General features: G+C 74.2%; 7 protein-coding genes and 1 pseudogene. 2 read left to right on the forward strand and 6 right to left on the reverse strand.

Annotated elements, in window-relative coordinates; genetic code table 11:
* Both RH94_RS13685 and RH94_RS13690 read right to left on the reverse strand, forming a co-directional pair.
* A pseudogene (locus RH94_RS13685) lies at positions 1–1,210 on the reverse strand (glycosyltransferase family 2 protein); the annotation flags it as partial.
* 175 nt (positions 1,211–1,385) lie between these two features.
* Positions 1,386–1,880 carry a MarR family winged helix-turn-helix transcriptional regulator gene (locus tag RH94_RS13690; protein WP_073947889.1) on the reverse strand — a complete coding sequence of 165 codons (495 nt, stop codon included), beginning with the start codon at positions 1,878–1,880 and terminating at the stop codon, positions 1,386–1,388.
* A gap of 103 nt (positions 1,881–1,983) precedes the next feature.
* On the opposite strand from RH94_RS13690, the gene RH94_RS13695 reads away from it, so the two are divergent.
* A complete protein-coding gene (locus RH94_RS13695; protein WP_073947894.1) occupies positions 1,984–2,397 on the forward strand; it encodes an organic hydroperoxide resistance protein in 414 nt (137 codons plus the stop codon).
* A 123-nt stretch (positions 2,398–2,520) separates the two neighbouring features.
* On the opposite strand, the gene RH94_RS13700 is transcribed toward RH94_RS13695, so the two are convergent.
* The 4 genes from RH94_RS13700 to RH94_RS13715 form a co-directional block, all read right to left on the reverse strand.
* A complete protein-coding gene (locus tag RH94_RS13700) occupies positions 2,521–3,432 on the reverse strand; it encodes a carbohydrate ABC transporter permease (protein WP_073947890.1) in 912 nt (303 codons plus the stop codon).
* Complete coding sequence (locus RH94_RS13705; RefSeq protein WP_234425746.1) at positions 3,429–4,772, reverse strand: carbohydrate ABC transporter permease; 1,344 nt, start codon at positions 4,770–4,772, stop codon at positions 3,429–3,431. The genes RH94_RS13700 and RH94_RS13705 overlap by 4 nt, the downstream gene beginning before the upstream one ends.
* A 7-nt stretch (positions 4,773–4,779) precedes the next feature.
* Positions 4,780–6,219, reverse strand: a complete 1,440-nt coding sequence (locus tag RH94_RS13710; protein WP_073947891.1) for an ABC transporter substrate-binding protein — start codon at positions 6,217–6,219, stop codon at positions 4,780–4,782.
* Between the two features lie 265 nt (positions 6,220–6,484).
* Entirely contained in the window at positions 6,485–10,006 is a 3,522-nt protein-coding gene (locus RH94_RS13715) for an FHA domain-containing protein (RefSeq protein ID WP_073947892.1), read from the reverse strand.
* A gap of 481 nt (positions 10,007–10,487) precedes the next feature.
* On the opposite strand from RH94_RS13715, the gene RH94_RS13720 reads away from it, so the two are divergent.
* The coding region (locus RH94_RS13720; RefSeq protein ID WP_324614265.1) for a serine/threonine-protein kinase at positions 10,488–11,955 on the forward strand (1,468 nt) is incomplete at its 3' end.

Raw genomic sequence — 11,955 nt, forward strand, 5'->3', positions numbered from 1 at the left:
CCACCCTGCCGTACAGCTCGTGCAGGCGCAGCCGCAGCAGGCTGCCACGCGCGCGTGGGCGCAGTTCCGCGTCCACGGCGAGGGGCAGGAGGCGCACCGGCAGGGTCAGGTAGGGCTCCAGCGTGATCCGGGGCAGATCCTCCGCCCAGACCGGTGTGCCGTCCTTGTCCCGTGCGTACGGCGGGCACAGCCGGGCCGGGCGGGCGGCGAGTTCCCTCAGGCGTGGCAGGTCGCGCGGTTCGGGCGAGGCCAGAATCACCCGTCCGAGGAGGCGGCCGGGTGACGTCGGGTTGACCGCCCAGTCGGCCGCGTCGTACTCGCCGAGGTACGCGCGGGCGTGCGTCCACCACGCGCGCCGGTACTCCGCGTCGCGCAGGCCCAGCTCGCGGGCGTACATGCGCAGTTCATGGTCGAGGAACTTGGCGCGCGCGGCCCGTGCGAGCTCCTTCCAGCCGGTGTTCAGCAGGATCTCGTACGCCGTCCGGCTCGCCTCGATGCGCTCCCGCCAGTTGTCGATGGTCGCGCGGTCCAGCGAGATCGACAGGTTCTCGGCGGACCGGCGCACGTTCCACACGTACACCCGGTCCGGGACGAGGGCGATGCGCGGTCCGGCGGCCAGCACGCGCGCGGTGAACACGAAGTCCTCGTAGCGGAAGCGGCCCTCGGGGAAGCGGATGGCGTGCTCGCGCAGGAAGTCGGTGCGGTACAGCTTGTTGACGCACAGGGTGTCGTGCACGAGGCGCGGGAGCTGGGAGGGGCGGGTGAGGACGGCGGCCTCCTTGTAGAGCGGCGCCTGCCACGGCACTTCGCGCCCGGAGGGCAGCTCACGGCGCACGCACAGGCCGCCCGCGACCTCCGCGTGCTCCTCCCGGGCGGCGCCGAGCAGCGCGTCCACGGCGCCCGGCGGCAGTACGTCGTCGCTGTCGAGGAACATCACGTACGGCGACGTCACCGCGTCGAGGCCGGTGTTGCGCGGGGTGCCGCAGCCGCCGCTGTTCTCCTCGCGCCGGACGACCCGCACTCTCGGTTCGGATTCGGCGAGGCGGCCGAGCAGTTCGAAGGTGCCGTCCGTCGAGCAGTCGTCGACGGCGACGACCTCGCTGACGGCGGGTCCCTGTGTGAGGGCCGAGCGCACGGCGTCGGCTATGTGGGCGACGTCGTTGTAGCCGATCACGACGACGCTGACGTGGGGGGTCTGATGCGGGTGCATGGAATCCACGGCCGGGAATAGTAGGTGTGGTCGGTAATCTCCGCTTAAGAGGGACTTGGTCTCCCGTGCGATAGACGGTGAGACTCGAACCCGGGTTCCCCGTCCGACCCGATCAATTTTCCCGGGCGCCGCAGTCGGCCGGGAGACGGTACCGCGGTGGCGGACACGCCGCGTGTCACTCGCAGCCCGGTGTCTCCTCCAGGGCGGCCGTGTCGAGAGCCGTGGTGAGGCGGTCGAGGCGGGTGTGGAGCTCGTGGACCTCCTCGAGGGTGAGGCCGGTGGCCGCCATGATGCGGCGGGGTATCCGGAGGGCGCGGGCGCGCAGCGCCGTGCCCTGTTCGGTCGGGCGGACCTCCACCGAGCGCTCGTCGCGCATGCTGCGTTCACGGCGCACCAGACCGGCCGCCTCCAGGCGCTTGAGCAGCGGGGACAGGGTGCCGGAGTCCAGGCGCAGGTGTTCGCCGAGCTTCTTCACGGGGGTCTCGCCGTGCTCCCACAGGACCAGCATCACCAGGTACTGCGGGTAGGTCAGCCCGAGCTCCTTGAGGACCACGCGGTAGACGCCGTTGAAGGCGCGCGAGGCTGCGTGCAGCGAGAAGCAGATCTGGCGGTCCAGACGCAGCCATTCCGCGTCCTGCGCGGCGGCGCCCTGCGGAACCTCGGTAGTCATACCGCCAGGGTAGCTCTGGCGCACTATTTAATTGCGCGCAACTTAATTGCGTGCTCTACTGGTGTGCGGGCAGTAACACGACTCCTCGAGAGGGATGGTCCTCATGGACGCGCTCTACACCGCCGTCGCCACCGCCACCCACGGCCGCGAGGGCCGCGCCGTCAGTTCCGACGGCCGCCTCGACCTGCAGTTGGGCCTCCCGGTGGAGATGGGCGGCAACGGGCAGGGCACCAACCCCGAGCAGCTGTTCGCCGCCGGCTACGCCGCCTGCTTCGCCAGCGCCCTCGGCCTCGTCGGCCGCCGGGCCGGGGTGGACGTCGGCGACGCCGCGGTCACCGGCGAGGTCGGCATCGGCAAGCAGGGCGAGGGCTTCGCGCTCGCCGTCACCCTGCGCGTCGAGCTGCCCGACTCCGTCGACGAGGCCACCGGCCGCAAGCTGGTCGAGCAGGCCCACCAGGTCTGCCCGTACTCCAACGCCACCCGGGGCAACATCCCGGTCGAACTCGTCATCGAGTGACCGGGTTCCGCGTCACATGCCGGAGTGCACGTGGACTCCCTGAAAAACAAAAGGAGTTCAAAGCGTCCGAGTGACGGCGGAGGGGCGGACCGGTGACGGCCCGCCCCCTCGGTGGAACCGCGGTCACTTGACCGCGCCCGCCATCACACCGGACACGAACTGCCGCTGGAAGGCGAAGAACACGGCCAGCGGGATCACCATGGAGATGAACGCGCCGGGTGCCAGTACGTCGATGTTGTTGCCGAACTGGCGTACCTGCGTCTGCAGGGCGACCGTGATCGGCTGCGTACCGGACTTGGTGAACACCAGCGCGACCAGCATGTCGTTCCAGACCCACAGGAACTGGAAGATGGCCAGGCTCGCGATCGCGGGCCCGCCCAGCGGCATCACCACGCGGGCGAACAGCCGCAGTTCACCGGCGCCGTCCAGACGGGCCGCCTCCAGCAGCTCGCGGGGGATCTCCGCGAAGAAGTTCCGCAGCAGGAACACCGCGAAGGGCAGACCGAAGCCCGTGTGGAACAGGATCACCCCGAAGACCGTGCCGAACAGGCCGACCTTTCCGAACAGTTCGGCGATCGGGATGAGGGCGACCTGTACGGGCACGACCAGCAGACCCACCACGGCCAGGAACCACCAGTCGCGCCCGGGGAACTCCATCCACGCGAACGCGTAACCCGCCAGCGAGCCGACCACGACCACCAGGACCGTCGCCGGGACCGTGATCAGGACGGTGTTCAGCAGGGAGTCGGTGATGTCACCGTTCTCCAGCAGCCTCCGGTAGCTGTCGAAGGTCAGCTGCGAGGGCTTGCCGAACACGGTCCACCAGCCGCTCGTGCTCATGTCCTGCGGCGCGCGCAGCGACGACAGCAGCAGACCGATCGTCGGGACCAGCCAGAACAGGCCCACCACGATCAGGAAGACCCTCATGACGCCGCCGCTGACCGCCTCCGCGAGGCGGGAACCCAGGGACTGCCGTGCCTTCACCACCTCGGGGACGGGCGCCGCCTCCGTCAGGCTCCGGGCTTGTGCCGTCATCGCCGCACCTCCCGCCGCAGCCTGCGCATGTTGAACAGCATCACCGGGACGACCAGCAGCAACAGGAACACCGCGATGGCGCTGGCGATGCCCGGCCGGCCCTCGGAGAAGCCCTTGCGGTACAGCTCCAGGGCGAGCACGTTGGCGTCGTCCTGGGAGGAGCCCGGGGCGATGATGTAGACCAGGTCGAAGATCTTCAGCACATTGATCATCAGTGTGACCGCGACGACCGCGAGCACCGGGGCCAGCAGCGGCACCGTGACCTTCCGGAACACCTGCCACTCGTTGGCGCCGTCGACCCGGGCGGCCTCCAGCAGCTCCCGGGGCACGCCCGCGAGTCCGGCCGCGATCAGCACCATCGCGAACCCGGCCCACATCCACACGTACGACCCGATGACGGCCGGGGTGACCAGCGACGGGCCGAGCCAGTCCACGCCGTTGTACGGCGCCTTGAAGTTGGCCGCGGGAAGCCGCAGCCGGGCGCCGTCGGCCTGCGCGGGCAGCGTGAACGTGCCGTCGCCGGCGGCCTCGGCCGACGCCACCACCCTGCCGTCCTTGACCGCCTCGATGCGCATCCCGGCGTAGCCGAGCTCGGACGGGTCGACCTCGCCGAGCCTCCCGACGCCCTTGCCGCGGGTGAAGTCCTGCCAGGTCGTGCCAGTGATCTTCCCCGGCTCCGGCTCCACCCGCACGGCCTTCTTCGCGCTCTTCGGCATCTGGTCGGGGGCGACGCCGACGAGCGGGAGGCTCACCGTCTGGCCGGCCCGGACGGTGGCCGAGGTGATGAAACCGCCCCGGTCCGGTTCGAGCGGCGAGTTCCGGCCCGGGTGCGCCTTCGGGAACGCCGAGGACTGGGCGAAGGTGTCGTGCACCCCGACCCACACCGCGTTGGCGACGCCCTTGTCCGGGTCCTGGTCGTACACCAGCCGGAAGATGATCCCGGCCGCCAGCATGGAGATCGCCATCGGCATGAAGACGACCAGCTTGAACGCCGTTCCCCAGCGCACCCGTTCGGTCAGCACGGCGAAGACCAGACCGAGCGCGGTGGCGACCGTGGGCGCGAACACCACCCAGATGACGTTGTTCTTCAGCGCGGTGCGGATGCCGTCGTCGGTGAACAGGGCACGGTAGTTGTCGAATCCGGCGAATTCGTCGCCCGAGGAGCTGTAGAAGCTGCGGACGACCGAGTACCCGATGGGGTAGACCACGAGCGCGCCGAGCAGCACCAGGGCGGGCAGCAGGAAGAGGGCCGCCACGGTCTTGCGGGTGCCGGTCACGCTCTTGCGCGTACGGGGCGCGGCGGGGGCCGGTGAGGCTCCCGCCGCCGTGGCCGACGTCATGGCCGGATCAGCTCCCGCCGCCGTACGCCGCCGCCGCGTCCTTCTCCAGCTTCGCCTGGGTGCCCGCGACGTCGCCCGGGTTCTTCAGGAAGTCCTGCAGGGCCTTCCACTCGCCCTTGCCGGGCGTGCCGCCGAAGGCCTGCGGGGCCTGGTCGGACATGTCGAAGCGGAAGTCGTCGCCCGAGTCGATCAGGGCCCGGGCGATCGTGCGCTGCACCTCGTTCGGATACGCCGAGTCCGGCACGTTCCTGTTCGGGGAGAGGTAGCCGCCGAGCTTCGCCTGGATCGTCGCCGCGTCCGGCGAGGCCAGGAAGGTGACCAGCGCCTGCGCCGCCTCGGAGTCCTTCAGGATCACCGCCGCGTCGCCGCCGGAGACCACCGGCGCGGTGTCGCCCACGGCCGGGAAGGGGAACACCTTGGCATCCGTGCCCACCTTGGCCTTGGTCTCACCGATGTTGACCTGCACGAAGTCGCCCTCGTAGACCATGCCGGCCTTCGGCTGGTCGCCGCCGGTGAAGGTCTGGGTGACGGAGGTCGGGAACTCGGTCTGCAGCGCGCCGTTCGGGCCGCCCGCGAGGTAGTCCTTCTTGGACCAGATCCGGGCGAGCGTGGTGAGCGCGTCCCCGACGGACGGGTCCGTCCACTTGATCCTGTGCTGGGCGAGCTGGTCGTACTTCTCCGGACCCGCCTGGGAGAGGTAGACGTTCTCGAACCAGTCGGTGAGGGTCCAGCCGTCGGCGCCGCCCACCGAGAACGGGGTGACACCGGAGTCGTAGACCTGCTGCGCGGTGGTCAGCAGGTCCTTCCAGGTCTTCGGCTCAGCTGCGCCCGCGTTCTCGAAGACCTTCGCGTTGTACCAGATCAGCGACTTGTTGGCGGCCTTGTAGTAGGCGCCGTACTGCTTGCCGTCGACCTTGCCGATGTCCTGCCAGCCCCGCGAGTAGTTCTCGGCGAGCTGCTCCCGGGCCCCGGGGCCCAGCGGCTTGGCCCACTTCTTCTCCACGGCCTGCCTGATGGCGCCCGGCTGCGGGAGCAGCGCCACGTCCGGCGGCCGGCCGCCCGCGACCTTCGAACCGAGGAAGTTGATGATCGGGTCCTGGGCGGGCACGAAGGTGACCTTGGCGCCCGTGCGCTTCTCGAACTCCGCGAGGACCTTCTTGAAGTTCGCCTGCTCGCCGCCGGTCCAGACGGCGGCGACCTCCAGCTTCGCGCCGTTCAGCCGGGGAAGGGTGACGGTGGCGGTTTCCGCGCCCCCGCCGCCGCTGCTCCGGTCGTTGCCGCTCTTCTTGTCGCCGCTCGTGCCGCCGCACGCGGTGAGGGAGAGCGCCAGTGCCCCCGCGGCGACGGCTGCCACGGTTCTGGCGGTCCTGGCGGTCCTGGCGGTCCTGGCGGTCCTGGCGGTCCTGGCGGTGCGGCGTGTCCGGATGATGCTGCTCGTGCTGCGCATGACTGCCCCGTTCTCCGTTCCTCGTCGAACGTCCGAGCACTGTCCCGTGCGGTCCGGTCTACGCCGGGGCCGTGGAGTCGGCAAGAGCGCCCACGCTGTCAAGCGGGCGATCGTGACCACGTCGTGACTCGGTGTCAGCTCTCGATCACCGGGAACCTCCGAGGACGCCCCGTCCCGGCCGGTGTCGATCGTGCGAGACCCGACGGTCCGCCGGGCCCGCGGGCGACGTGAACCGGGAATCCCCCCGCTTCAGCCGGGAGGGGGGTCAGAGCAACGAGGGGACCTCCGCCGCGGACACTTCCCGCGCCGCCCGCTCCAACGCGCTGGCCAGCAGGGCCAGATCCGTCGGCCCGTTGCCCAGCTCCCGCACCGAGCGCCGGGCCGGCGGGTCGCCCATGCGCTGCCAGTCCAGGGGGACCACCGTCGGGCGCTGGGTCGCCGTCCGGGGGATACGGCCCGTGACGCGACCGCCCTGGAACGCCGTCACCCGGCCGTCCGCGAAGGCCAGCCGCCCGCGTCCGGGTGCCGGCTCGTCGGGGCCCGGGGCCGGTGCGTCCAGCGTGACCCGCAGCGCGGCCCGGCGCGCCGGTTCGGTCTGTGCCGTACGGCCGCCGGGCGTGGTGGCCGCGACCAGGTGGACGCCGAGCCGCTCGCCCTCCCGGGCCACCGCCTCCAGCGCGCGTATCACGGAACCGGCCGAGGGCCGTCCGGGCGAACCGAGCGAGGGCGAGACCAGGGCGTCCAGGTCGTCGACGACCACCACCAGCCGGGGCAACGGCGGACCGGCCTCCGCCTGCCGCCGGGCCGCGCCGGGCCGCAGCCGCAGGGTGGAGCTGGGCGGGGTGTCGAGATCGGCCGCGCCCGCGGAGACCGGTCCCGCGCCGACCGCGCCGACACCGCTCGCTCCGGCCGGTCCCGCGCCGGTTGGTTCCGCGTCGGTGCGCCGCGGCCCGGACGTGCCGCGGGCCGTCGCCGTGCGCTGGGCGACGATACGGCCGGACACCGCGCGTCGGGTGTGCCACTCGGCGAAGTCGGACCTCCCCAGCAGTTCGGCCCGGCGCTTCAGCTCCGCGCTCAGCGACTGCGCGAACTCCCGCATGCGGACCGGGTCGTTGGCGGCGAGGTGGGTGGTCACGTGCGGCACGTCCGTACAGACCCGCAGACCGTCGCCGTGGCCGCCGCCGCCCGAGCCGGCGCCGTCCCGGCCGTCCACCAGCACGATGCCGAGGCGGTCGGGGCGCTCGGCGGCGGCGAGCGAGGCGACGACGGAGCGCAGCAGCTCCGTACGGCCGCTGCCCGCCGGACCCTCGACCAGCAGATGCGGTCCGTCGGCCACGAGATCGGCGCAGACCGGCCCGCGCGAACCGGCGCCGAGTATCGTCCAGGCCCGCCCGCCGAGGACCGCGGTGTCGTCGGCCGCGTCCGCCCAGCGCGCCTGCAGCGACGCCGGAGTGGCCCGGGCCAGCCCCAGCTCGTCCAGCAGCCGCGCCGACAGCGGCAGCGGCGCCGACATCCGGGCGAGGCGGTCTCCGGCGGGCCCGTCCGTCCGCAGGGGGGCCAGGGCCCGTGCGAACCGCTCGGCCCACGCGGAGGACACGGCGTCGACGACGGCGACGGTGCCGGGGGCCACGGGGGTGGGCAGCGGGGTCCCCGCCGCCGGGGGGTGGGCGGCCGCGCCGGCGTCCGGTCCGTCGGCCGCCGGACGGGCCGCGACGCGCATCAGCCGCAGGGCCGTCGCCACGTCGCCGCTGAGCAGGGCCACGGCTCCGCACTCACGGAACACCGGCGACACCGCGCACGCCGTCTCGTAGGTGTCCGTCACCGGGGACGCGGGCGAGGCGGGCGGCGCCTCGGCGAGACACACGACGTGGATGCCGGCCCGGGGTCCCTCCTGCGCCAGGCGGGCCACCGCCTCGCACACCGCGGCGCCGCCCGGCTCGCCGTCCACGACCACCACGGTGTACGGCCCCGCGAAGCCCCCCTCGCCGGCCGGGCCCCCGTCCCGTACCCAGGAGGGCCTGCGGGCGTCCGCGCGCGTGTCGGCCGCACGCGGGCCGCCGGCGGTGGGAGCGGCGCCCGGGTGGTCCTCCAGGCGCCGCAGGAGTTCGTCGGTGCGGGCGGCGGCCTGTTCGGGGTCGTAGGCGAGGAGGAGGCGGCAGTCCTGTCCGTGGCCCGGGCGGACATGGGGGAGCCAGCCGAGCCAGGACCACTCGGCGGTGCGCTCCTCCACGGAGCGGGCGCGGTCGGTGCTGAGCAGGACGATCTCGAGCGTGTCGGGGGAGTGCGCCGCGGCGAGCTGGGCCAGCACCGCGCGCGCGAGCCCGGACAGACGGGCGCGCGGTCCGGCCAGGCCCAGCGCTCCCACCTCGCGCAGGTCGGCGGTGACCGGGACCGCGGGCAGCAGCCCCGAGCCGTCGGGGGCGGGCCGGTCGGCCGTGCCCAGCCGCACCGTGAGCGCCTCGGGGTGCCCCGGCCCGCGCTCCCAGAGCCGCGGTCCCGGGCCCAGCGCAGTCAGCAGCAGCGCCGCCGGGTCCGGCCAGGTCTCCGGCTGCCGCTGTGCGGCGTACGGGGTGGGCGGGTCCTGCGCGGGCGCGCCGGCGGTGCCGCCGTACGGCCCGTGCCGGTCCGCCGCCTGCTCGGCGCGGCCGCCGGCCAGCCACCGCGCCCAGGCGCCGAGCCCGCCGCGCCTGCGCAGGACCTGCGGTACGTCCGTGCCCCGCGGGGGCGTTCCCCCGCGGCCGCTCGTGCCGTCCGCGGTGGGGGCTCCGGCGTGTCCGCCCGTCCCGGGCCGTCCCGCGGGGGTCTCGTCGACGTGGGCGCCGTCGCCGCTCTCGATCCGTGGCGCGTGGGCCTGTGCGGGGACCGCCGGGGGCCGGCCGGGACCGGGCTGCCAGGTTCCCAGCGCGTGGGGCGCGGGCGCCCCTCCGGGCGCCGCCATCGTGCCCGTACCGCGGGTCGTGGCCGCGCCGACCGCCTCGCCCGGTACGCGTGCGTGTGCCGCACCCGCACCGTCGACGCCGTCCTCCACGCGCGCGTGGGCGTCGTCGGCCGCGCCGGCCGGGAGCGGGGCGCTGCCGGAGGGGACCCGTACATGGCCCTCGCCGTCGGGCGTCGTGCGTATGCGGGCGCCCGGTCCGCCGGACGGCGTCAGGCGCAGGACGGACTCGCCGATGCGCAGCAGCGCGCCCGGAGCGAAGCGGACCGGGCGGGAGCCGACGCGCCTGCCCTCCAGCACCGTGCCGTTGGTGGAGCCCGGGTCGGCGACCGAGACGCGGCCGTCGGGGCCGACCGTCACCGCGCAGTGCACGCGGGAGACGTCGGGGTCGTCCAGCGGGACGTCGGCGTCGGCGGAGCGGCCCACGGTGATCTGCCCGCCGTGCAGCAGGTGGACCCCGCCCGCGTCCGGTCCCGCGACCACGTGCAGCTGGGTCGGGGCGTCGTCCAGCTCGGGGTGAGGCTCGGGGTCGGCGGGGGCGCCCAGGGACAGCACCGCGCCGTCGAGCAGCGGGGGCTCGCCGAGCGTGCAGCGCTGGGCGTCCAGCCGCTCCACTCCGGCGTACAGCACCACGGGGCCCGCTCCGGGCTCCCGGCCGCCCGACGCACCCCGCTCCCGGCCGCCCCGCTCGGACCCCGGGCCCCCCTCACCGGCGACCGCCGCGGCCAGCGCCGACGCCACCGCGGCCAGCGCCGTCCCCGCGGGAGCCGTGACCAGCACGTCGCGGCTCACGGCGCGGCCCCGGGCCGTCGGCGGGCCCAGCGGATCTACGACGGTCAGCCGGATCTGCATCGCCGTCAGCGGTCCCTTCTGCGCGGGCGCCCGCGACCGGCGGGGGACGAAGCCGCCCCGCGGTCCCCCACCGCGGACATCCCCCCACCGCACGAGCACGTCGGCCAGTTCTGGGAGGCATCCTCGCACCTGCCGCCGACAGCGCGCCCGCCACCCACCGGCAAGTGATCTTGATTGGTCGGCTCTGTCCCCAAAAATGCCTGACCAGTGCCCGGCGAATGTTCGCCCGGTGCCCGCTCGGGACCGGTCGCGCCCGCATACGGCAACCAACCGACCGGGCCGAGCGTCTTTCCGTCGAACACGCGCGGCACCCCGTGCGTACGTCGCCTCGGAAGGAGTCGCCGAGGCCCGGGAGGCGGTGCCGGGCGCGGCGGCACAACCGCCCGGCACCGCACGGGGCGGCACTAGAGTGGGTCGGAACACCCGCGAGGCGCCCCCGGGGCGCGGGAACCAGGCAAGCAAGCGACAGGGAGCGCATGACGTGCGGCCGGTAGGCAGCAAATACCTCCTGGAGGAGCCGCTCGGACGCGGTGCCACCGGGACCGTCTGGCGAGCCCGCCAGCGAGAGACCGCGGGGTCCGAGGCGGCCGTCGCCGGCCAGCCCGGCGAGACCGTCGCCATCAAGGTCCTCAAGGAGGAGCTGGCGAACGACGCCGACGTCGTGATGCGGTTCCTGCGGGAGCGGTCCGTGCTGCTCCGGCTGACCCATCCGAACATCGTCCGGGTGCGCGACCTGGTGGTCGAGGGAGACCTGCTGGCGCTGGTCATGGACCTCGTCGACGGCCCCGACCTGCACCGCCACCTGCGCGAGAACGGCCCCTTCACGCCCGTGGCCGCCGCGCTGCTCACCGCCCAGATCGCCGACGCGCTCGCCGCCAGCCACGCCGACGGGGTGGTCCACCGCGACCTGAAGCCGGCCAACGTACTGCTCAAGCAGGACGGCGACGGGATGCACCCGATGCTCACCGACTTCGGCATCGCGCGCCTCGCCGACTCACCCGGTCTGACCCGCACCCACGAGTTCGTCGGCACGCCCGCGTACGTCGCGCCCGAGTCGGCCGAGGGCCGTCCGCAGACCTCCGCCGTCGACATCTACGGCGCCGGCATCCTGCTGTACGAGCTGGTCACCGGCCGCCCGCCGTTCTCGGGCGGATCGGCGCTGGAGGTGCTGCACCAGCACCTGAGCGCCGAGCCGCGCCGCCCGTCCACAGTTCCCGACCCGCTGTGGACGGTCATCGAGCGCTGCCTGGACAAGAACCCGGACACGAGGCCCAGCGCCGAGAACCTCGCGCGCGGGCTGCGCGTCGTCGCCGAGGGCGTCGGGGTGCACGCGAGCGCCGCGCAGATCGCCGCCGCGGGGGGCGTCGCGGCGCTCCTGGCGCCCGATCCGGCGCCCGCGAGCGTGCCCGCGCCGGACGTGCCCGGTGCCGCCGACCCCACCCAGGTGCTGCCGCAGGGCGCGGCGTCGTACGACCCGAACGCCGCGACCAGCGTCCTGCCGCACAGCGGCGGGCCGGGCGGTGTGCCCGGCGCGGCCGACCCGACCACCGTGCTGCCCCAGCACGGCGCCGCCGACTCCACGCGCGTGATGCCGCCGATGCCCCAGGGCCCGCCGGGCGCCGGTCCGCAGGGACAGGACGGGCAGCCCGAGCAGCCGCACCCCTGGCAGTCCCAGCTGCGCGCCGCCCGCGACCGCAACGAGCAGACGCAGGTCCAGTACCTGGACCCGAGCGAGGACCCGCTGCGCCGGCGCCCCCAGCGGCAGGTGGCCCGGCCGCAGCAGCAGCCGCGGCCGGCGCCGCGCCCGCAGCCGCGGCAGCAGCCTCCCCAGCCGCAGCCCGGCCACGGCCGTCCGCGGCGGCAGCCCCAGCAGCCCCAGCAGTACGCCCCTCAGCCCCAGAGGTACGCGCCGCCCGCCCCCCAGCCGGAGCCGCGCAGGCCGGCCCGCG

Source organism: Streptomyces kebangsaanensis, from assembly GCF_001906585.1.
Taxonomy (GTDB): Bacteria; Actinomycetota; Actinomycetes; order Streptomycetales; family Streptomycetaceae; genus Streptomyces; species Streptomyces kebangsaanensis.